The 22,364-nt window shown below is 68.1% G+C and carries 17 protein-coding genes; 9 read left to right on the forward strand and 8 right to left on the reverse strand.

Annotation, left to right across the window (positions count from 1 at the left end):
* Positions 1 to 33: 33 nt before the first annotated feature.
* Positions 34 to 1,344: a dicarboxylate/amino acid:cation symporter gene (locus M529_RS43840; RefSeq protein ID WP_021319572.1), complete on the reverse strand. Its 1,311-nt coding sequence runs from the start codon at positions 1,342 to 1,344 to the stop codon at positions 34 to 36.
* 196 nt (positions 1,345 to 1,540) lie between these two features.
* Here M529_RS43840 and M529_RS43845 point away from each other — a divergent pair, with 196 nt between their 5' ends.
* Positions 1,541 to 2,905: a M20/M25/M40 family metallo-hydrolase gene (locus M529_RS43845; protein WP_408021307.1), complete on the forward strand. Its 1,365-nt coding sequence runs from the start codon at positions 1,541 to 1,543 to the stop codon at positions 2,903 to 2,905.
* 81 nt (positions 2,906 to 2,986) lie between these two features.
* Here M529_RS43845 and leuA read toward each other — a convergent pair whose 3' ends face one another.
* Complete coding sequence (gene leuA, locus M529_RS43850; protein WP_021319574.1) at positions 2,987 to 4,660, reverse strand: 2-isopropylmalate synthase; 1,674 nt, start codon at positions 4,658 to 4,660, stop codon at positions 2,987 to 2,989.
* A gap of 535 nt (positions 4,661 to 5,195) precedes the next feature.
* Between leuA and M529_RS43855 the strand changes: the two genes are divergently transcribed.
* The 5 genes from M529_RS43855 to M529_RS43875 are packed head-to-tail and all read left to right on the forward strand — an operon-like array spanning position 5,196 to position 10,858.
* Positions 5,196 to 5,933, forward strand: a complete 738-nt coding sequence (locus M529_RS43855) for a class I SAM-dependent methyltransferase (protein ID WP_031295478.1) — start codon at positions 5,196 to 5,198, stop codon at positions 5,931 to 5,933.
* A complete protein-coding gene (locus M529_RS43860; protein ID WP_021319576.1) occupies positions 5,930 to 7,225 on the forward strand; it encodes a hypothetical protein in 1,296 nt (431 codons plus the stop codon). Before M529_RS43855 ends, M529_RS43860 begins: the two co-directional genes overlap by 4 nt.
* Positions 7,222 to 8,367, forward strand: coding sequence for a glycosyltransferase family 4 protein (locus M529_RS43865; protein WP_021319577.1), 1,146 nt, complete (start codon positions 7,222 to 7,224; stop codon positions 8,365 to 8,367). The genes M529_RS43860 and M529_RS43865 overlap by 4 nt, the downstream gene beginning before the upstream one ends.
* A complete protein-coding gene (locus M529_RS43870; RefSeq protein ID WP_021319578.1) occupies positions 8,364 to 9,116 on the forward strand; it encodes an FkbM family methyltransferase in 753 nt (250 codons plus the stop codon). Before M529_RS43865 ends, M529_RS43870 begins: the two co-directional genes overlap by 4 nt.
* Positions 9,116 to 10,858: a hypothetical protein gene (locus tag M529_RS43875; protein WP_021319579.1), complete on the forward strand. Its 1,743-nt coding sequence runs from the start codon at positions 9,116 to 9,118 to the stop codon at positions 10,856 to 10,858. Before M529_RS43870 ends, M529_RS43875 begins: the two co-directional genes overlap by 1 nt.
* Before the next feature lie 84 nt (positions 10,859 to 10,942).
* On the opposite strand, the gene M529_RS43880 is transcribed toward M529_RS43875, so the two are convergent.
* Entirely contained in the window at positions 10,943 to 12,622 is a 1,680-nt protein-coding gene (locus M529_RS43880) for an amidohydrolase (RefSeq protein WP_021319580.1), read from the reverse strand.
* A gap of 122 nt (positions 12,623 to 12,744) precedes the next feature.
* Positions 12,745 to 13,614, reverse strand: a complete 870-nt coding sequence (locus M529_RS43885) for an NAD(P)-dependent oxidoreductase (protein WP_031295480.1) — start codon at positions 13,612 to 13,614, stop codon at positions 12,745 to 12,747.
* A 97-nt stretch (positions 13,615 to 13,711) separates the two neighbouring features.
* Between M529_RS43885 and M529_RS43890 the strand changes: the two genes are divergently transcribed.
* The 3 genes from M529_RS43890 to M529_RS43900 all read left to right on the forward strand — a co-directional run bounded on the left by M529_RS43890 (position 13,712) and on the right by M529_RS43900 (position 18,532).
* Complete coding sequence (locus M529_RS43890) at positions 13,712 to 14,959, forward strand: threonine ammonia-lyase (RefSeq protein ID WP_021319582.1); 1,248 nt, start codon at positions 13,712 to 13,714, stop codon at positions 14,957 to 14,959.
* A gap of 114 nt (positions 14,960 to 15,073) precedes the next feature.
* Positions 15,074 to 15,892, forward strand: a complete 819-nt coding sequence (locus M529_RS43895; protein ID WP_021319583.1) for an arginyltransferase — start codon at positions 15,074 to 15,076, stop codon at positions 15,890 to 15,892.
* Between the two features lie 96 nt (positions 15,893 to 15,988).
* Positions 15,989 to 18,532 (forward strand): sensor domain-containing protein, encoded by a 2,544-nt coding sequence (locus tag M529_RS43900; protein ID WP_021319584.1) that lies wholly within the window; start codon positions 15,989 to 15,991, stop codon positions 18,530 to 18,532.
* 37 nt (positions 18,533 to 18,569) lie between these two features.
* Here the strand turns inward: M529_RS43900 and M529_RS43905 are convergent, their stop codons facing one another.
* The 4 genes from M529_RS43905 to M529_RS43920 form a co-directional block, all read right to left on the reverse strand.
* Positions 18,570 to 18,947, reverse strand: a complete 378-nt coding sequence (locus M529_RS43905) for a VOC family protein (RefSeq protein WP_021319585.1) — start codon at positions 18,945 to 18,947, stop codon at positions 18,570 to 18,572.
* 98 nt (positions 18,948 to 19,045) lie between these two features.
* The gene (locus M529_RS43910; RefSeq protein ID WP_021319586.1) at positions 19,046 to 20,065 is read right to left on the reverse strand and encodes a glycine zipper 2TM domain-containing protein; all 1,020 of its coding nucleotides are present in this window, start codon (positions 20,063 to 20,065) and stop codon (positions 19,046 to 19,048) included.
* 136 nt (positions 20,066 to 20,201) lie between these two features.
* On the reverse strand, positions 20,202 to 20,687 hold the full coding sequence (locus M529_RS43915; protein ID WP_021319587.1) for a GAF domain-containing protein: 486 nt from the start codon (positions 20,685 to 20,687) through the stop codon (positions 20,202 to 20,204).
* A 40-nt stretch (positions 20,688 to 20,727) separates the two neighbouring features.
* Entirely contained in the window at positions 20,728 to 22,245 is a 1,518-nt protein-coding gene (locus M529_RS43920; protein ID WP_021319588.1) for a hypothetical protein, read from the reverse strand.
* Between the last annotated feature and the right edge of the window lie 119 nt (positions 22,246 to 22,364).

Consider the following 22,364-nt stretch of genomic DNA (forward strand, 5'->3'; position numbering starts at 1 on the left):
TTCGGGTCGCCGGAGAGGCGAACATGTAAGGCGCTAGACCGCCACGACCTCGCCCCGTGCTTCCGCATAATAAGCGCCCTCGTCCAAAATCCCCTCGCGTTTCGCGACGATCACGCCGACCAGTACCTGGCCCGCGACGTTGACCGCGGTGCGGCCCATGTCGAGGATGGGGTCGATGGCGAGCAGCAGACCGGCGCCTTCCAGCGGCAGGCCGAGGGTGGAGAGGGTGAGGGTCAGCATCACGATGGCGCCGGTCAGGCCCGCCGTCGCGGCCGACCCGATCACCGACACGAAAGCGATCAGCGCATAGTCCAGCGGCGTCAGCGGGATGCCGTAGAAGCCCGCGACGAAGATCGCGGCCAGCGCAGGATAGATGGAGGCGCAGCCGTCCATCTTGGTCGTGGAGGCGAGCGGGATGGCGAAGGCGGCATAGCCGCGCTCCACGCCCAGCCGCTCGGTCACGGTCTCGGTCACGGGCAGGGTGCCGACCGACGAACGCGAGACGAAGCCGAGCTGGATCGCCGGCCATGCCTTGGCGAAGAAGGGCAGCGGCTTGAGGCCGTTCAGCGCCAGCAGGGTCGGATAGACGACCAGCAGGACGATCGCGAGGCCGAGATAGACGGCGGCGGTGAAGCTGCCGAGCTGGGCCAGCGCGCTCCAGCCATAGGTGGCGACGGCGCTGCCGATCAGCGCGGCCGAGCCGATGGGCGTCAGGCGGATGATCCAGCCCAGGATTGCGCGCACCACCGCGAGCAGCGATCGGACGAAGGCGAGGAAGGGCTCCGCCTTCTCCCCCACCTTGAGCGTGGCGAGGCCGATAGCGATGGAGATGACCAGCAGCTGGAGGATGTTGAAGGAGAGGGTGGTCGTGATCGACCCGTCCTCCACCGCCTTGCTGCCGGCCGACAGGGCGAGGCTGTTGCCCGGGACGAGGCCCTTCAGGAAATCGAGCCAGCCGCCGATGGAGTCGGCCTGCTTCACCGGCAGGGCGGTGCCGTGCAGGCTGGCGCCCGGCTGGACGATGAGGCCGATGGCGAGGCCGATCACAACCGCGATCAGCGCCGTGATCGCGAACCAGAGCAGCGTCTGGCCGGCGAGCCGCGCGGCATTGTCGAGCGCGCGCAGATTGGCGATGGAGGCGACGATGGCGGCGAAGACCAGCGGTGGCACAACGGCTTTCAGCAGCGAGACGAAGATCGAACCGGTGGTCTTGAGCGTGTTGGCGAGCCAGTTGAGGTCGCCGTCCGGCCCCGCACCGATCTGCCGCGCGGCAAGGCCGAGCAGGAGGCCGACGACCATGCCGGCGAGAACCTGGAATCCGAAGCTGCGATAGTTGAGGGCCATGACTTCTGTCCTTCGAGCGACCGGCACAATATCGGATGGCGGCGATCCGATTGCGCGCAAGCAATTCTTTAGGGGAATGCAGCGCGGATAAGGTGGCCCTCTTTCCCCGCTGTGCCCGCCCAACGCATTGGCGGGCGCGATCCGCTATGCCACACATGCGTTTCGGGTCCAGCGGGAGAAAATCAGGATGACGATCATGCGGGCGCTCTGGGTCGGACTGGCACTGGCGGCGCAGGCGGGGCAGGGGGCGGCGGCGGCGCCCGACACGGCACTGGCGAAGGAGGTGCTGATGAAATCGGTCGCTTATCGCACGGTGCAGGGCGCGGGCGAGGTGCCGAAGCTGGCGGCCTATTATGCGTCGGTGCTGCGCGATGCCGGCTTTGCTGAGGGCGATATCGTCATCACGCCGATCGGGGAGACGGCGACGCTGGCCGCGACGGTGCGGGGCAGCGATCCTGCGCTCAAGCCCATATTGCTGCTCGGCCATATGGATGTGGTCGCCGCAAACCGGGCCGACTGGACCCGCGATCCCTTCGTTCCGGTGGAGGAGGGCGGCTATATTTTCGGCCGGGGTGCGGAGGACAATAAATATGACGTCGCGATGATGGTGACGACGCTCGCCGGGCTGAAGCGCGCAGGCTGGACGCCGCGGCGCACCGTCATCCTGCTGCTGTCGGGCGACGAGGAGACCGACATGGCGACAACGAAGGCGCTGGCTGAGCAGTATCGCGATGCCGAGCTGGTGCTGAACGGCGACGGGGGCGGCGGGCTGCTGGAGGAGGACGGGCGGCCGGTGCTGTACCAGGTGCAGGCGGGGGAGAAGACCTATGCCGACTTCGCCATCGCCTTCACCGATCCGGGTGGCCATTCGAGCGCGCCGACGCCGGGCAACCCGATCTATCGCATGGCGCGGGCGGCCGAGCGGATCGAGGGCCACCGCTTTCCGCTGATGAGCAACGATCTGACCAAGGCTTCGCTGAGGCTATCGGCGGATCGCATCGGCGGAGCGGCCGGGCAGGCGATGAAGCGCTATGCGACGACGGGCGATCCGGAGGCGGGGGAATTGCTGGCGCGCTATCCCGAATTCGTCGGGCAGGTGCGCACGACCTGCGTTGCGACGATGGCGCAGGCGGGCCATGCGCTCAATGCCCTGCCGCAGAGCGCGACCCTGAGCGTCAACTGCCGGATCTTTCCGGGCGTGGCGGTCGAGGCGGTGCGAGCGGAGCTGGAGCGGGCAGTGGGCGATCCGACGGCGAAGTTCACGACGCTGGGCGACCCGAAGGCGAGCGATGCCTCGCCGCTGCGCGAGGACGTGATGCGGGCGGTGACGGAGGCGGTCGCGGCGCGTCATCCGGGCGTCCCGGTGATGCCGAGCATGTCGTCGGGCGCGACCGACAGCCTGTATTTCCGGGCGCTGGGGGTGCCGAGCTACGGCGTGTCGAGCCTGTTCATGAAGCCGGGGGACGGCTTCGCCCATGGCCTTAACGAGCGGGTGCCGGTGGCGGGAATCCCGGCCGCTCTGGGCCAGTGGGAGAGAGTGGTGATGCGGCTGGCGGAGTGAAGGCGGTGAGCGAGGCGGACAGTTGATCGCAGCGCCAATTCGTTTCGATATAGAAACGAATTGGCGCCCGTGCGTTCCGCCTTACCCCCGCGCGGTGATGGCGTTGGCGGCGGAGAGGACGGCCTGGACCGAGGCGGTCGCGACGTCGCTGTCCATGCCGATGCCGAAGACGGTACGGCCGTCGGGCGTGCGGCATTCGACATAGGCGGCGGCGTTGACGTCCGTGCCCGCGCCGATCGCATGTTCGCTATAGTCGGCGATCTCGAGGTCGACGGCCAGTTCTTCCCGCAGCGCCGAGAGCACCGAGGAGAGGAGGCCGTTGCCGCGCCCGGAAATGGAGCGTTCGCCGCCCTCGAAGGCGATCTTGCCGGTGAAGACCCGGTCGCCCGCCGCGCCGCTTTCATGATAGTCGATCAGCGAATAGGGCTGCTCGCCGGTCAGGCGGTAATGGTCCTGGAAGGCGGTCCAGATGTCGCCGGCGTTGAGCTCGCGGCTGCTCTGGTCGGCGAGCGCCTGGACCACGCGGGAGAAGTCCGCCTGCATCCGCTTGGGGAGCTTCAGGCCCTTGTCCTGCTGCAGCACCCAGGCGACGCCGCCCTTGCCCGACTGCGAATTGACGCGGATCACAGCCTCATAGTCGCGGCCGAGATCCTTGGGATCGATCGGCAGGTAGGGGACGTCCCAGATCAGGTCGTTGCGCGCTTCCTGCGCGGCGAAGCCCTTCTTGATCGCGTCCTGGTGGCTGCCGGAAAAGGCGGTGAACACCAACTCGCCCGCATAGGGATGACGCGGATGGACCGGCAGCTGGTTGCAATATTCGACCGTCTGGATGACTTCGTCGATATCGGAGAAGTCGAGGCCGGGGTTGATGCCCTGGGTGTAGAGGTTGAGCGCCACCGTCACGATGTCGCAATTGCCGGTGCGCTCGCCATTGCCGAACAGGCATCCTTCGACGCGGTCGGCGCCCGCCATCATCCCCAGCTCCGCCGCCGCGACGCCGGTGCCCCGGTCGTTATGCGGGTGGAGCGAGATGACGACGCTGTCGCGACGGGAGATGTTGCGGCACATCCATTCGATCTGGTCGGCATAGATGTTGGGCGTCGCCGCCTCGACCGTGGCCGGCAGGTTGAGGATCAGCGGCTTTTCCGGCGTTGGGCGCAGGATTTCCATCACCGCCTCGCAGCATTCGAGGCTGAAATCGAGCTCTGCGGTGGAGAAGGTTTCCGGCGAATATTCGAAATGCCAGTCGGTGTCGGGCTGCTTCGCAGCATGGTCGCGCAGCAGCTTCGCGGCATTGACCGCGATGTCGCGGATCTGCGGCCGGTCCATCTGGAAGACGATGTTGCGCCAGGCGGGCGACACGGCGTTGTAGACGTGGACGATCGCCTGCTTCGCGCCGCGCAGGCTGTCGAAGGTGGTGGCGATCAGGTCCGCGCGCGCCTGGGTCAGCACCTGCGGCATCACGTCGTCGGGGATCGCGCCGTCCTTCACAAGGCCGGAGATGAAGTCGAACTCGGTCGCGCCGGCGGAGGGGAAGCCGACCTCGATCTCCTTGACGCCGACCTTCACCAGCAGCTCGAAGAAGCGCTTCTTCTTTTCGGCGTTCATCGGGTCGATCAGTGACTGGTTGCCGTCGCGCATGTCGGTGGAAAGCCAGCGCGGCGGCGCGGTGATCACGCGGGAGGGCCATTGCCGGTCCGGCAGGTCGACCTGCGGGAAGGGACGGTATTTCAGCGAGGGATCGGTCAGCATCATGGGATCAGGCTACTTCCAGACAGACGGGCGCGCTGCGCGCCGTCCGGTTTACGACTTGGGTTGCTCTTGAAGCCCTTAGGCATGTCGGGGCGGCCTTTACCCGAAGGCCAGCACAAAAACCACGCCTAAGGGCGTGTAAGTCGTAGCAGGGGAAGAAGCGCGCGCTGCTGCATGATGGGGGCGGCATAGCGGTATCGGCATGGGAGCGCAAGGGTTGGGGGGAGGAGATGCCCGAATGCTGCGGACACAAGCCTCTTTTGTCATCCCAGCGAAGGCTGGGATCTCTTTTCTACTTTTTCGGAGCTACGAAAGAAAAGTGGGATCCCAGCTTTCGCTGGGATGACGGATAATTGCCACCCTGTTGATCTCCCATCCAAAGGCAGCGGGACCCCGGATCAAGTCCGCGGTGACGATGAATCTCCCGTCCGTTCCTGGCGGTGTCCCGACGTTCGATGCGCCGGCTGGTGGACGCGGCCTCTCGCCAAATGCCGCCGATCTTGTATAGGCCGGGGCCTGTCCTCTTGCGGAGACATATGTGATTACCCTCCAGCGGGTGGCGAAGGCCGCCGGCAAGCATCTGACCCGGACCGCGCTGAAGGTCCGCAAGGCGCTGGGCGCGCGCGCCAACCGGGGGTGCCCGGCCTGCGGGCGCACCGTGGTGGGCTTCTTCCGCTATGGCGACAATCCGGAATGGGGCTGCCCCGAATGCGGCGCGTCGCCGCGCGAGCGGCTGATGAACTGGCTGATCGATGCGGGCCGGTTGGCGGTGCCGGTGGACGGCGCGATCCTGCACATGGCGCCCAATGAAGGAAGCCTGGTCCGCCGCTTTTCCGCCGCGCGCGACTATGTACCCGCCGACCTGGACCCGTCGCGCTACCCGGTGCCGGGGGTCCGGCGCATGGACCTGATGGAGCTGGAGGCGTCGGGGCGGTACGACCTGTTCTACGCCAGCCATGTGATGGAGCATGTGCCCGACGACCATGCGGTGCTGCGCAACATCTTCGCGGCGCTGAAGCCGGGCGGCGAGGCCTGGCTGATCGTGCCGCTGTGGGAGAAGCCCACCGAGGACGGCAGCTTCGCCATTCCCCCGCGCGAGCGGGAGCGCCGTTTCGGCCAGTGGGACCATGTGCGGCAATATGGCCCGGATTTCGCCGACCGCATCCGCGCGGCGGGTTTCGAGCTGGAGGAGATCGACGCGGCGTCGATCGACCCCGACATCCGCCATTTCCACGCGCTGGACGACCGGCTGTTCCGCGCCCGAAGGCCCGCATGACCGCGCTGGCGCGGATGGAGGGTTCCGCCCGCATCCTTGCCCTCGTCAAGCTCGCCAATGTGGGGCTGGTGCTGATCTGGGGCTTCGCCGTCACATATGTGTTCGTGCGCGTGCTGCCGATCGCGGAATTCCGCGCCTTCCTGCTGCTCGTCGCCTTCGGCAACTTCACCATCTCGGCGGAATTCGGCCTGACCAGCATCATCTATGCGCGGTTGCGGCGGCGCTGGCTGGGCGGCGAGGCGGAGGAGGGGGGATTCCGGCCGGAGGAGATGGGAGTGCTGTTCCTGTTCCTGGCGCTGCTGATCGCGGGTGGGACGCTGGTGCTGCTGGTCGCGCTGGCGGCGGGCGCCCTTTCGACGCAGATGCCGCTGCTGTTCCTGCTCTTCTTCCTGTCCGCCTGCCTCAACCTGCCGGCGCTGCTCGCCAAGCGGGCGCTGGCGGCGGTGGACGGCAATTTCCTGTGGGAGGCGCTGGACTGCCTGCGGCGGCTGTTCACCATCGGGCTGCTGGCGGCGATCCTGGCGGGGCTCGACCCGCGCCTGTCGGTCGCGCTGCAACTGGCGGTCAGCATTGCGGTGATCGGCTATGCCATCGGCCATGTGCACCGGCGGCTGGGGATGGAGGGGCGGCACTGGCTGGCCTTCCGCGTCGGCGGCGGGCATGTGTGGCGTCATTATCTGCGCGACGTCGGGGCGTCGGCCGCCTTCACCGTGTCGGACATCGTCGCCTATAACGCGCCCTATTTCACCATCGCCATGGCGACCCACGACGCGCGGCCGATGCTGCTGTTCGACTTCTTCTTCAAGATGTCGCGGGCGCTGTCCATGCTGGTGCGGGCGATGGTGGAGGCGGCGCTGCCGCGCATCACCCGCGCCTATCATGCAGGCGAGACCGCGCGGTTGCGCCAGCTGCTGCTGCGCGCGGGCGGGGCGGCGTTGCTGTTCGCGCTGGCGCTGGCGGTCGCGCTGATGCTGGGAGGGAAGCCGCTGTTCCACGTGCTGTTCGACGGGAAGGCGGCGATCGGGGAGATGGACCTGATGCTGACCGGCGTGGCGCTGCTGGCGCTCGCGCTGGTGTGCGTGTCGGTCTATGTGCAGGGCGCGCTGGGGCATTTCCGGCTGCTGCTGTCCCGTTCGCTGCCGCTGCTGGCGGGATCGCTGCTGTCGGTGCCGGTCGCCTGGACGCTGTGGCCGGGACGCTTCGATATCGCCTTCCTCGCGCTCTATGCGCTGACCCTGCTTGTCGCGGCGGGGCTGCATCTGGTCCTGCTGCGGAGGCTGGCGCGGGGATGAAGGTCGCCATGGTCGATCCGTCGCTCTTCACCGGGCGCTATGACGACAGTCTGTGCGCCGCGATGGTCGGGGCGGGGGCGGAGGTGACGTTGCTGGGGCGGCCGATGCGGGCGACCGATGCGATCGTGCCGCAGGGCTATGGCTATGCGCCGCGCTTCTTCCGGCGCAGCGAGGCGCTGCGCGAAAGGCTGGGGGAGGGGCGCGCGTTCCGCCTGCTCAAGGCCGCCGAATATGGCGCGACCTGCGCGCTGGGGAGCCTGAAGGGGCTGGCGGATGCGGAGGTGGTGCACATGCAGTGGCTGCCGCTGGCGCCCGCCGATGCGCTGCTGCTGCGGCGGCTGAAGGGGCGGGCGGCGCTGGTCCATACCGTCCACAATGCCGACGCCTATCATGCTGATGCGGGCGTGCAGGGGCGGGGATATCGCGCGTTGCTCGACCGGTTCGACGCGCTGGTCGTGCATGGCGAGACGACCCGCGCGGCGCTGCTGGCGCAGGGCGTGGCGGCCGAGCGGATCCATGTGACGCCGCATCCGCCGATGCGGCTGGCGACGGCCGGGGCGGCGGAGCTGGCGGCGGTGCCTGACGCCAAAGCGCCGCGCCTGCTCTTCTTCGGCACGATCCGGCCGTACAAGGGCGTCGACCTGCTGGTGGAGGCGTGCCTGCGGCTCTGGCAGGACGGGCTGGATTTCGAGCTGGCGCTGGCGGGCAAGCCCTTCATGGATGTGGCGCCGCTGGTGGAGCGGATTGCCGCCGCCGGCCATGGCGACCGGCTGCTGACCGACTTCGGATTCCTGACGGAGGAGCGGCTGGACGCGCATATGGCGAAGGCGGACGTGCTGGTCTTTCCCTATCGCCATATCGATTCGAGCGGGGCGTTCCTGTCGGCGCTGCATCATGGCAAGGCGATGGTGACTTCCAGCGCGGGCATGTTCGCGGCGCTGCCCGAGGGCGTGGCGGAGCGCGCGCCCGTCGGCAACGTGCCCGCGCTTGCGCAAGCCCTGTCCCGCGCCCTAGAAAGCCCAGCCGTCAGGCAGGCCATGGGCGCGCCGGCAAGGGCCTATGGCGAGGATATGGGAAACTGGAAGGACATGGCGCTGGCCACGATCGACATCTACCGCCGCGTAGCGGCCGCGCGCGCATGAACCGCTATCTCCGCGAACTGGCCGACCGGCGGCTGGCGCTGCGCCTCGCCCTGGGAGGCCGCGTGCATCAATATCCCGAGATCCAGGCGCTGCGGCGGTTCCTGAGCGGCTTTGCGGTCGACTGCGTGCTCGATGTCGGGGCCAATCGCGGGCAATATGCGACGATGCTGCGCAGGGATGCGGGCTTTGCCGGCACGATCCTGTCCTTCGAGCCCAACCCCGACGTCTTTGCCGAGCTGTCGCGCCATGCCGCGCGTGACCCGAAATGGCATGCGTTCAACATGGCGTTGTCGGACTTCGACGGGACGGCCAGCTTCAACATCATGGCGGCCGACCAGTTCAGTTCCCTGAAGGCCCCGTCCGCCGGGCAGGACGCGATCTTCGCCGAGCGCAACCTTGTCACCCGGACGGTGGAGATGCAGTGCCGGAGGATCGACGGCCTGCTGCCCGAGCTGGTCGCGACGCACGGCTTCGCGCGGCCCTTCCTCAAGATGGACACGCAGGGCCACGACCTGTCGGTGTGCGAGGGCGCGGGCGACGCATTGACGAAGATGACGGGGGTGCAGACCGAGCTGGGCGTGCGGCCGATCTATGAGGGCGGCACGACCTATCGCGCGATGATCGACTGGCTGGCGGCGCGCGGGTTCGAGCCCAGCGCCTTCTTCGCCAACAACAAGGGGCATTTCCCGCTGCTGGTCGAGATGGACGGCATCTTCGTGAACGGCGCCGTCCTGCCGCAGGCGCGGTGATGGAAAGGCTGGCCCGATATGTGGACGCCCGCCGCCTGTTCCTGGCGGGTGCGATCGGGCTGACGCTGTGGCTGGGCGCGACCTTCCTGTGGCATGTGACCTACCGGCAGGGACTGACGCTGGCGGTGATCCTGTTCCTGGACCAGGATTTCCCCGCGCTGCTGATCGGGCTGCTGCTGCTGGCGCTGGCGGCGCCGTTCGCCGAGGGGCGGGGCTTTGCCCTGAGGGCACCGCGCGCGCGGATCATCGTGCCGCTGATCCTGCTGTTCGCGCTGGTCGCCTGGGCCGGCCATTATGCGCTGTTCCAGGACTATGCGATATCCCGCGACGAGGAGGTGGCGCGCTTTGCCGCCGCCTATATGCGCGAGGGGCTGTTCGCCCGGCCGATCCCGCCCGAATGGGAACCGTACCGGCGGGCGATCATGCCCGAATTCTTCTCTCCCTTCGGCGCGGCGGACTATTGGACTGCGGCCTATCTGCCGGTGAACAGCGCGATCCAGGCGCTGTTCTGGCGGCTGGGCGATCCCAACCTGGCCGGGCCGGCGCTGTTCGCGATCGGGCTGTTCGCGCTGTGGCGGGTGGCGCTGCACCTGTTCCCGGAGCGGCCGGACGCCGTGTGGGTGACGATGCTGCTGGGCCTGTCGTCGACGCAGCTGTTCGTCACGGCGATGACGCCCTACGCCATGACCGGGCATTTCGCGCTCAACATGGTGTGGCTGGCGCTGGTGCTGCGCGGCGGCGTGGTGGGCCATCTGGCGGCGGGGGCGGTGGCGATCGTCGCGGCGGGGCTGCACCAGTGGCATTTCCCGCCGATCTTCATCGCGCCCTTCATCCTGTGGATGCTGCTGGCGCGGAGGTGGACGGCGGCGGCCTTCCACGCGCTGACGCTGGTCGCCATCGTCGTCGTGTGGGCCAAGCTGTGGCCGGGGTTCCTGGTGCACATGCTCGGTCCGCCGAGCGACGTGCGGCCCTCCGCCGGCGTGGCGGACAAGGTGGGGAGCCTGTTCCAGCGGCTGGGCGACCGCTGGCAGCCGCTGGTGAATCTCAGCCGCTTCATCGCCTGGAACGACATAGTGATGGTGCCGCTGGCCGCGCTTGGCATCGCGGCGATGCGCTGGCGCGAGGCGATCCGGGGGCGGGAGATCGCGCTGCCGCTGGCGCTGGGCTGCGTCGCGGGATGCGCGCTGGCGCTGGCGCAGGGCTATGGCTGGGGGTTCCGCTATGCCCATGGCTTCATCGGGCCGTTCTGCCTGCTGGCAGGCCTTGGCTGGGTGCGGTTCCGGCCGGCCGGCGCGATGCGGCCGGTGCTGCTGGCGATCGGGATCACCGCCGTCATGGGCGGATATCTGATCTGGCGGACCCACGCCTTCGTCGAGCCCTATGCCGCGAGCCACCGGATGATCGACGCGTCGCGGGCCGACGTCGTGCTGGTCGATCCGCGCGGCGGGCTCTACGTCACCGATCTCGTCCGCGGCCGCAACGGCGTGCCGGGCAAGCCGATGGTCATGAACCTGGGCATGCTGACCCTGGAGCAGGTGGACCAGCTGTGCGCCACCTATGTGGTGGAGCTGTTCGACCGCGCCGAGTTCCGCCCGCTGGGCGTGCCGCTGGCGCGGTGGAACCTGGGGCGCATGGACACGCTGCGCGCCTATATGAAGGAGGCGGACTGCGACAAGCCGGTGCTGCCGCCGCTGCCCGAGACCTTCGACGACGCGATGAACGCGGCGGGCGGGGTGCTGTAGGTTTCCGTTCGTCCTGAGCCAAGTGCTTCGGCTTCGCCTCAGCAGTGCCCTTCGACTTCGCTCAGGGCGAACGGAAACAGTAGATTACGGCCCCTTCACATAGACCCGCTTGCCGCCGATCCAGGTTTCGAGAACCTGCGTTGCGCGGATGTCCGTCGGGGACGCGGTGGAGATGTCGCGGTCGATCAGCAGGAAGTCGGCGCGCTGGCCGGGGACGAGGCTGCCGAAACGCTTTTCGGCAAAACCCGCATAGGCCGCCTGCCGGGTGAAGCCGTCCAGCGCCGCCTCGAACGTCACGCGCTGGTCCGGCATCCAGCCGCCGGCGGGTTCCCCCTTCGCGTCCTGGCGGCTCATCGCCACGGCGAAGCCGGGGAAGGGGTTGGGGCTTTCCACCGGCACGTCGGACCCGAAGGCGAGCGGGACGCGGTTGTCGAGCATCGCCTTCCAGGCATAGGCGCCCTTCAGCCGCGCCTCACCGAGGCGAGCGGTCGCCATGCGCCAGTCCGACGCCTCGTGCACCGGCTGCATCGAGGCGACGATACCGAACTGGGCGAAGCGGGGCAGGTCGACGGGATCGACGATCTGGGCATGTTCGATGCGCCAGCGGCGGTCGCCCTTGTAGGTTTCCGACAGTTCCGTAATGGCGTCCAGCAGCTCGCTGTTGGCGGCGTCGCCGATCGCGTGGACGGCGACCTGGAAATTGTCCATCGCCGCGCGGCTCATGATGTTGCGCAGCTGCGTCGCGGGGATCATCGGCAGGCCGCGCTGGCCCGGCGCATCGGCATAGTCGGCCTTCAGCCACGCCCCGCGCGAACCGAGCGCGCCATCGAGCAGCAGCTTGATCCCGCCCATGCGCAGATGGTCGTCATAGAGCCAGGGGGTCGGTTCCGGCCCGGCGATCGTCACCATATTGTCGAGGCCATAGGCGTAGGACATGATCCGCACGCGCAGCGCGCCGCGGTCGGCCGAGCGGCGGAAGGCCTGCCAGTCCTCCATGCTGGTGCCCATGTCGGCGATGGCGGTGATGCCGGTCGCGAGCAGCGCGCGCTGCGCCCTTTCCAGCGCGATGTCGCGGTCCTTGGGGGCGGGCGGCGGCACGACCTTCTGGACGAGCTCCATCGCCTTGTCGACGAAGACGCCCGCCGGCCTGCCGCCCGCCATCTCGACCCTGCCGCCCGGCGGCGCTTTCGTCGCGGCGGTGACGCCCGCCGCGCGGATGGCGGCGCTGTTGGCCCAGCCGGCATGGCCGTCCACCCGTTCCAGCCAGACCGGGACGTCGGCGACCGCTGCGTCCAAGTCGGCGGCCGTGGGGAAGCGGCCGAGGCCCCATTGTTCCTGGTTCCAGCCGGTGCCGATGATCCATTTGAGGCCCGAATTGGCCTGCGCATAGGCGCGGATCTTCGCCTGCGCCTCCTCCAGCGAGCGGGTGCCGGAAAGGTCGAGCGTGATGAGCGACAGGCCAAGGCCCATGACATGGCCGTGCGCGTCGATCAGTCCGGGGATCAACGTCTTGCCGCCGGCATCGAGCTTGAAGTCGAGGCGCTTGGGGCTCGGCGGCTCTGGCTCATTCTTCTTGCGCTTCTTGCGGGGTGGAGGCGGCGGCTCTTCGTAACGACCCGGGAGCAGCTTTTCGACCTTGCCTTCATCGTCGATCAGCAGGGCCTTGAAGCGAACGACATGGCCGTTCGCGTCGAGCGCGATGCCGTTGACATTGTCGACCACGCCGGACGCGAGCGCGGGGGTGGGGAGGAGGGCGATGAGCAATGCCCAGCTCAATCCCTTCGCCCTGCGCGCGGTCGAAATGTTTTGTCGAACAAAGTGAGGCACTTCGCTGCGCTCAATGGAGGGCTTCGACGGGCTCAGCCCGAACGGACGTGGGAAAAAGTTCATGCCCGCGTGATTCGCCGTACCAGGGAGCTGGTGTCCTGCCGGTTGCCGCCCATCGCCTGCACGTCGGCGTAGAATTGGTCGACCAGCGCCGTCATCGGCAGGGTCGCGCCGTTCGCTCGCGCTTCTTCGAGCGCGAGACCCAGATCCTTGCGCATCCAGTCCACGGCGAAGCCGAAATCGAACCGGTCCTGCGCCATCGTCTTCCAGCGGTTTTCCATCTGCCAGCTCTGCGCCGCGCCGCCGGAGATCGCTTCGAACACCTTGTCGAGGTCGAGGTCCGCCGCCTGCGCGAAGCGCAGCGCTTCCGACACGCCCTGGAGCACGCCGGCGATGCAGATCTGGTTCACCATCTTCGTGGTCTGGCCCGCGCCGGCGCCGCCGACATGGATGATCCGCGCGGCATAGGCCTGCATGACGATCTGGGCGGCGGCGAAGGCTGGCTCCGTCGCGCCGCACATGATCGAGAGGCGGCCATTCTCCGCGCCGGCCTGCCCGCCCGAGACGGGAGCATCGACGCAGTGCAGCCCGAGGCTTTCGCCCTCCACGAAAAGCTGGCGGGCGATCCGGGCGGAGACGGTGGTGTGGTCGATGAACAGGCTGCCCGGCCGCATCGTGCGGAAGGCGCCCTCCCGGCCCAGCGTGATCTGGGACAGGTCGTCGTCATTGCCGACGCAGCTGATGACGATATCGGCCTCTTCGGCCGCCTTGGCGGGAGTGATCGCCACCTCGCCGCCATAAGCCTCGGCCCAGCTCTTCGCCTTGCCGATGGACCGGTTGAATACGGTCAGCCGATGCCCGGCCTTCGCCAGGTGCCCCGCCATCGGGCCGCCCATGACGCCCAGGCCGATAAATGCGATATGTGCCATATGCCCCGCAATGATGTATGCGTCCGCCCCCGCCATAAAGCGGCTTTTCGGCAAGGGCCAGTTTCTTCCGCCGCAATTTTCCGTTAGGGGGTCGCCCATGAACACGCTGGCCAAGATCGAAGGCGCGCTGCCGCTGCCTGTTTCCGTCGATGACATCCTCGCGGCGCGGGGCCGCATCGCCGGCGCCATCGTGCGTACGCCGACGCTGATCAGCCAGACGCTGTCCGAAATGGCGGGCTGCCGCGTGTTCCTGAAGTTCGAGAATCTGCAGTTCACCGCCGCCTACAAGGAGCGCGGCGCGCTCAACCGGCTGCTGACGCTGGACGAGACCGCGAAGGCCAAGGGCGTGATCGCCGCGTCGGCCGGCAACCATGCGCAGGGCCTGGCCTATCACGGTCGGCGGCTGGGGGTGCCGGTGACCATCGTCATGCCCAAGACCACGCCGACGGTGAAGGTTACCCAGACCCAGGGCCATGGCGCGACGGTCGTGCTGCACGGCGAGAAGTTCGACGACGCGTCGGCCCATGCCCGCGTGCTGGAGAAGGAGCAGGGATTGACCTTCGTCCATCCCTTCGACGAGCCGGACATCATCGCGGGGCAGGGCACGGTCGCGCTGGAGATGCTGGAGGACGCGCCGGAGATCGACACGCTGATCGTGCCGATCGGCGGCGGCGGCCTGATTTCGGGCATGGCGACGGCGGCGCGGGCGATGAAGCCCGATATCCGTATCGTGGGCGTGCAGGCGGAGCTCTATCCGTCGATGTACGACTATATCAAGCATGCCGAGCTGGCCTGCGACGGCGACACGCTGGCCGAGGGCATCGCGGTCAAGCAGCCAGGCGAGCTGACCCGCCGCTTCGTCGAGCGGGTGGTGGACGACATCCTGCTGGTCGGCGAACGGCGGCTGGAGGAGTCGCTCAGCCTGCTGCTGCAGATCGAGAAGACGGTGGTAGAAGGCGCCGGCGCCGCTGGCCTGGCCGCGTTGCTGAAGCATCGCGACCAGTTCGCCGGCCGCAGTGTCGGGCTGGTATTGACCGGCGGCAATATCGACACCCGGTTGCTCGCCAACGTGCTGCTGCGCGACCTGGCCCGGTCGGGACGGCTGGCGCGGCTGCGCATCATCCTGCAGGACCGGCCGGGCGCGCTGTTCCATGTCGCCCGCATCTTCGACCAGGAGGCGGTCAACATCCTGGAACTGTCGCACCAGCGCATCTTCACCAACCTGCCGGCCAAGGGTCTCAGCCTCGACGTCGAGTGCGAGACGCGGGACCGCGCGCACCTGCAGCGGCTGATCGACGCGCTGCGCGAGGCGGGTTACGAGGTCGCGCCGATCGAGGTGGCCTGACAGAGTCACCAGGCGTTAACTTTTCGTGGTAAACGGCCTTTTCATGGTCGCCTGCGGGGGGCATAGTCCGGGCATGACTCGTCCCCCGCAAGGAGCTGCCATGGAGACCGGAGCGTGACCGCACCTTTCCGCTTTCCGCGGTTCTTCGTGACCAACCCGACGCCCTGCCCCTATCTGCCCGGGCGGAGCGAGCGCAAGGTTTTCACCGAGCTGTCCGGCGACAATGCGTCGGAGCTGAACGACGCCCTGGGACGGATCGGCTTTCGCCGCAGCCAGAATGTCGCCTACCGGCCGAGTTGTGCGGATTGTTCCGCCTGCGTTTCGGTGCGCGTCGTCGCCGAGGAGTTCCGGCCCAACGCCACCCAGCGCAAGCTGCTGCGCCGGAACGAGGACCTGGTCGTCACCGCCTGCAAGCCCTGGTCGACCGAGGAGCAATATGCGCTGCTGCAGCGTTACCTGCACGCCCGCCATCCGGGCGGCGGCATGACCGAGATGGACGAGATGGATTTCGCCGACATGGTCGAACAGACCCCGGTCGACAGCCATGTCGTCGAATATCGCGAACCCGGCGTCGACGGCCGCGTCGGCAAGCTTGTCGGCGCCTGCCTGACCGACCGGCAGGGTGACGGGCTGTCGATGATCTACAGCTTCTTCGACACGACGCTGGAGCACCGCAAGGGGCTGGGCAACTTCATCATCATGGATCACATCCTGCGCGCGGCGAAGGCGGGTCTGCCCTATGTCTATCTGGGCTACTGGATCGATGGGTCGCAGCGCATGCAGTACAAGGTGCGCTACCGCCCGCTGGAGAAGCTGAGCCGGTCGGGCTGGGTCCGCTTCGATCCCGAGGAGCGGGTGCAGGCGATCCGCGGCGCCGTGCCGCGCGACGAGCCGCCGTTGCCGGTCGAGTTGGCCGGCATTTTCCGCAAATAGCCGGACGATCGGATATTTTTCGGAAAGGCTTGTTTAACATTTTACGCTAAAGTTCCGGCATGGGTCAAGGGATCAACAAGCAGCCGGGAGCGTGCGATGGACCGCTTCCCTGAGCGTCGTTTTGCCGGTTTCGATCTGGCAACGCTGGATGCGGGGCCCGGCGACGAACGCGTCTTCCTGCGTAACGACCTGCTGTTTTCGCCGATCTTCACGCAGGTGTCGCCGCCGGTCATGCGCTTCGTCGCCGACGAGCGCGGGCGCATCCTGGCGCGCGACGTCGAATCTTCTGGCTTTGCCGGACGGGTCGAATCGGACCCGATGGACCATGGCTGGCGGGCCGTTGTGGAGCCAGCCGATCGCCGGACGTTGGCAAAGGCGGCCGCGGGATCGCCCCGTCCAGCACCGGTGCCGGTGCGGATGCACTGCACCGACGGCAGCGTGCGATGGTGCCTGGTGCGGATGGTGCGGGTGGCGGCGGCGAGGGGAAGCCACCGCTGGTACGGCACGGTCGAGGACATACACGACCGCAGCGACCCGGAGCTGGACGCGCTGGAAGCGGCGCTGCGCGAAAGCCGGCAGCATTATCGCGCGTCGGTGGAGCTGAACCCGCAGGTTCCCTGGACGGCGGGGCCGGATGGTGCGATCGAGGAGGTGGGACCGCGCTGGGCCGCGTTGACGGGCATCGATACGGACGCGGCGCTGGGCGTCGGCTGGATGGATTCGCTGCACCCCGACGACGCGGAGCGGGTGTCCGGCATCTGGGCCGACCATCTCCAGTCCGGCCTGCCGGTCGACGTCGATTATCGCGTGCGCCTGAAGGACGGCAGCTATCGCTGGATGAGGGCGCGGGCAGCGGCGCGGCGCGACGATCGCGGGGCGATCATCCGCTGGTACGGTTCGCTGGAGGATGTGCATGCCCAGCGGCTGGCGCAGCAGGCGCTGAGCGAGAGCGAGGAGCGATTCCGCCTGGCGGTGCAGTCGGCGCAGCTGGGCATATGGGATTTCGACGCCGTAACGGGCGTACGCACATGGTCGCCCGAACTGCGCGCCATGCTGGGCTTGGCCGACGATGTGCCGGCGACCTCCGAACTCGCCCTCAGCCTGGTCCATCCGGACGATCGCGCGGAGTTGCAGGGGATGATGAGCGCCGTGGCCTGCAACAGCTTGCCGCCACATTTCGAGGCGACGTTGCGCATCCATCGCGCCGATGACGGCCGCCTGCGCTGGATCCGCAGCACGGGGTGGAGCAGCCGGCTCGACGGGGAACGACCCCTGCGCCTGATCGTCACCTTCCTTGACGTGACGGAGGAGCGGGAGGCGGAGGTGCGGATCCGCTGGGCGGCGACGCACGACCCGATGACTCGCATCCCCAACCGCACCTTCTGGCAGGAAGGCCTGGAGGCGATGGCGCGACAGGCGCGGGCGGACCGGCAAGGCTTCGGCCTGATGCTGCTCGACATCGACGACCTGAAGCGTACCAACGACGCGCTGGGCCATGATGCCGGCGATGCGCTGCTGGGCGAGTTCGTCGCGCGGCTGCGCAATGTCGTGCCGACCGACGCGCTCATTGGGCGGCTGGGCGGTGACGAATTCGGGCTGATTGCGCCATCGCTGGCGACGCGCAGCGCGTTGGAGCAATGCGCGGCGCGGCTGATCGAGGCGATGCGGGAGCCGCATGTCCATGACGGCCGCAGCTTCGCCTGCGGCGTCAGCATCGGCGCCGCGCTGTTCGGCGAGCATGGCGGGGAGGCGGATGAGCTTCTCAAGGCGGCCGACCTGGCGCTCTATGCGTCGAAGGCGGCGGGACGCGGGCGGCTGACGCTGTTTCATCCGGCCCTGCGCGCTGAGGCGCAGCGGCGCACGTCGATGATCCATATGGCGCGCGACGCCGTCGCGCGCGACATGGTTGTGCCCCATTATCAGCCCAAGGTGGACCTCGTGACCGGACGGGTCCTGGGCTATGAGGCGCTGCTGCGCTGGCGGCATCCGTCGCTGGGCATCCTGCCGCCCGCCAGCATCGCTGCGGCGTTCGAGGATGGCGAGCTGGCGGCCGCGCTGACGGGGCGGATGCTCGATGCGGTTACCGCCGACCTGCGCGGGTGGCTGGACGGCGGGATCGATCCGGGCCGGATCGCGGTCAATGCCGCGGCCGCCGATTTCCAGTGCGGCGATTTTGCGGAGCGGGTTCTCGAACGTCTCGCCCGATGCGACCTGCCGCCCGAGCGGCTGGAGATCGAGGTGACGGAAACCGTCTTCCTGGGCCGAGGCGCGCATCATGTGGAGCGGGCGCTGGACGTCTTCGCACGCGCGGGCGTCCGGATCGCGCTGGACGATTTCGGCACCGGCTATGCGTCGCTGACGCACCTCAAGCAATATCCCGTGGACGTCATCAAGATCGACCGCAGTTTCGTCAGCCATATCGAGGAGGATGCGGGCGACGCGGCGATCGTGGACGCGATCGTCAAGCTGGGCACCAGCCTGGGGCTGGAAGTGGTGGCCGAGGGCGTGGAGACGGAAGGACAGGCGGCGCTGCTGATCGGCCATGGCTGCAGCGTGGGACAGGGATTCCTGTTGGGGCGGCCGCAGCCGGCGTCGATGCTGTTCCCTGACATGGCGGAACCAAAGACCCTGAGCCGCTGACTTCGCCGCAGTAGGGCATGGTCGCGCCAAAACCACGCTAGCGGGCGAGGAAGGTCACTGCCTCGATCTTGTTGCCGTCGGGATCGCGGACGAAGGCGCCATAATAATGACCGTCATAATCGGGGCGGAGGCCCGGCGCGCCCGCGTCGGCGCCGCCCAGTTCCAGCGCGAGGCGATGGAAGGCGTCGACGGCATCGCGGTCGGCCGCCTGGAAGCAGATGTGCACGCCGTTGCCCGGAGTGGCGGGTGCGCCGTCGACCGGCGTTTCGACGCTGAACACCACGTCCGTCACCCCATAATCGAGCGAATGCGGATAGTCGCGCACGCTGCGATAGCCGAGCAGCGCCATCAGCGGGTCGTAGAAGGCGCGTGCCCGCGCGACATCGTTAGTGCCGACGGAGACATGATGGATCATGGGGCATTCCTCCCTGCATGAGAACGGCCGCCCAACGCATGGACGGCCGTTCCGGGTTCAGCGCTGGCAGGCGGTGCGGATCGCCTGCGCGGGAGGCTCTATTTGCAGCGGCAGGAGCGGACCTTGCGGACCGGCTTCCGGTAGGCGACCTTCTCCGTGACATAGGTGGTCGTCGTGGTAGTCGTGACGGCAGGCTGCACCGTGACGGTGGTGACCACCGGGGCGGGGTAATAATAGCCGCCCGCCACATAGCCACCCGGCCCATAGGTCGTCGTCACGATCGGCGCGCCCGGGGCTGGAGCGTTGGACCAGTGCGCCGGCCCTTCATAGGGCGGTGCGTCATAATCGACGCCGTAGCGGCTTTGCGCCGTACCCTCGAACCGACCCTCATAGGTACCGCTGTAGCTCTTGCCGTCGGCCCCGCGCCAGGTGCCGGTCCAGCGTCCTTCATAATCGTTCGCCGTGGTCACCGTGTCGTCGCCATAGCGATAGTCATAGGGCGCGCCGGGCCGATCGGGCGGGGGGGCGTCGCGGCGGCGGCCGTCCTCCGCCTTGTCGATCGCATAGCCCGCCACGGCGCCAACGCCTGCGCCGATCAGCGTGCCTTCGGTACGGTTGCCGCGACCGGCGATGCGATTGCCCGCGATGCCGCCCACGACCGCGCCGATCGCCGCGCCGCCGACGCCGTCATCGCGCCGATCGGCATGATCGCCATCGTCATAGCCGCCGTCATAGCGGCCCCAATCGATATCGCTGCGATAGTCATAGACCCGGCCGTAGCGGTCGGTCATCACCGCGTCGTCATAATAGCGGGACCAGCCATAGCCATAGGCCGGGGCGGGCAGGCCATAGACGGTGTAGTTGGGAATGAAGAAGGCCGGGCTGACCCAGTAGCGCGGCAGGACATAGCCACGGACCGGACGGCGATAGCCGTTCCAGCCGCCCGGCGCGCGCCAGCCGGCGTACCAGCGGCCGTTGGGGCGCGGCCCCCAACGATGCATGCCGCCGGGACGCGAACCGTGAAATCCGGGCGCCGGGCTCTTCGCCACAACCTCTGACGCTCCCGCGCCGGCGAGCAGGATGCCGGCGCCAACGATCAGGATGCTGCGAACGCGCATGGTTGGAACTCCCCATCTTCCCACGCGGGCGCAAGCGCCCGCCACATATTAACGGGTCGTTTAACATGATGGGCGGCGGCCTTCCACGTTTCCGGTCGCAAAAGCCTGTCCCGAAACGGGGCAAGGGCGGATCCGGTCAGCCGAGGCGGTCGGCGATCCGCTGCACCAGCGCTTCCAGCCCCGCCGCGTCGGCCGCGTCGAAGCGGGCCGGGCGCGGGCTGTCCAGGTCGAGCACGCCGATCAGCCGGCCGTCATGGACCACCGGTACCACGATTTCCGACGCGCTGGCGGCATCGCAGGCGATGTGACCGGGAAAGGCATGGACGTCCTCCACCAGCTGGGTTTCGCGTGTCTGCGCCGCCGTGCCGCAGACGCCCCGACCCAGCGGGATGCGGATGCAGGCGGGCTTGCCCTGGAACGGTCCCAGCACCAGCTCGTCCCCGACCATCCGGTAGAAGCCCGCCCAGTTGAGGTCGGGCAGATACTGCCAGATCAGCGCGGCGACATTGGCCATGTTGGCAATGGCATCCGGCTCGTCCCGCGTAATGGCGTCGGCGGCGAAGAGGAGATCGGCGTGGAGCGTCGCCTTGTCGGCGTCGGTGGTGGGGGCGAAATCGAACATGGCGCAGATGTAGGATGCACGGGCGCCGCTGACCAGTCGTTCAGTGCCTCCGGACGCAGGCGATGACGGCGATGGGCGGGCGGCCGAAGTCGCGGCAGTCCCAGGCGCCGTCGATCTGCTGGATGCGCGACGGATGGGTCCGCCCGCGCGTCCGAGGCACGCTGGCATCATAGGCCCAGAGGATCGCGGTGCGCGGGGTATTGCCTGCGACGTCCAGCAGCAGCCGGTTGGGATCGCCGGTTCGCGGCCAGCGCGGCACGACGACCTGCGCGGGGATCCCCGCGCGATGCAGGAAGAAGCCGCCGACCGATGCGATGTGGCCGTCGGGATCGTCGAGCACCGCGGTCGGACTGTCCCAGAGGAAGACGAGCCGGTCGGCGCCATGCCGCGCGATCCAGGCCGACGGCTGCTCGAAATTGAAGACATAGCGGATGTCCGCCTGCGGATCGCGGATATAGCCGGCAAGTTGCGCCGCCGCGGAACCGATCATCATGCAGAGCAGCGGCGCCGCGATCATGGGCACAGGCTTCGCCATGCGCCGGGCCCAAAGCGCGACGCCGGCCAGCAGCGCCGGAACATAGGGCAGCACATAGCGGGCGGTGAAGGAGGGTATGAGGAAGCCGATGCCCATCACGATGGCGATGGCGAGCATCCCGCTGGCGACCAGCGCGGTTTCGCCCGCACTGTAGGGCCAGCGATCTCGGCCCCGAAACGCAGCGATCATGTCGAAGACGAAGCTCCCCAGCATGGCGGCGAGGAGGATCACGCCCGGCCAGGTGAGGCCAGTGAGCAGCGACGGGATGAGCCACAGGGCATCAAGGCCGAGCGTGCCGTACCAGACCGCGTCCGTGCCGGAATAGCTGAAAATGAAGGGCAGGTGCCAGGCCATCCACAGCACCATCGGCAGCAGCGGCAGAAGTGCAGGCCATGTCCGCAGGGCGCGGGAGCGGCACACCGCGAGATAGGCGATGCCCTGCAGCCCGCAGATGACGGCGGCATGATAGTGGGTGAGTACCATCAGGGCCGAGATGGCGGTCCAGAGCAGGGCGGTGGCGGTGCGCGGGCTGTCCATCAGGCGCACGAAGGCGATGGCCTGCACGGTGGAGAGTAGGAACAGCAGCGCATAGGGCCGCGCCTGCGTTGCCGAATCGAAGCCGATGACCGACAGGGCCGTCACTGCGGCCCAGATTATCCGCACCTGCCGGTCCGGATGCCCGCGCCACAGGATCAGCAGGGGCGTGGCGATGGACATGGCGAGGCTGGGCAGGCGCAGCGCCACATTGCCGTTGCCGACGATCTTTTCCCACAGGTACAGCAGGGAATAATAGGTCGGTCCGCTCAGTTCCGTGAGCATCCAGCGAACGAGGCCGTGCAGGCTCTGCTGGCTAGCGATGGCCGCGGAAAAGGTCTCGTCGAGCCAGAGCGGTGCATCGATCCCAGCCAAAAGACGGCAGGCCAAGCCGATCGCCAGCGCGGTCCAGCACAGCAGCGGCAGCAGGTCGCGCTGGAGATCCGAGGGCGCGCGAGAAGGCCACAGGGGCAGCGCCAGGTCAGCCATGGCGCTCCGTCCGCATGCGATGACGATGGTCCAAGAAAGCCGCCTCCCTGCCGATGGGAACGGCCTAGCCGACGAATGCTAAGAAATGCTTTACCATCTTCCGCGAGGGGCGCGCCGCC

The organism is Sphingobium ummariense RL-3 (genome assembly GCF_000447205.1).
In the GTDB taxonomy this organism is placed as follows: domain Bacteria; phylum Pseudomonadota; class Alphaproteobacteria; order Sphingomonadales; family Sphingomonadaceae; genus Sphingobium; species Sphingobium ummariense.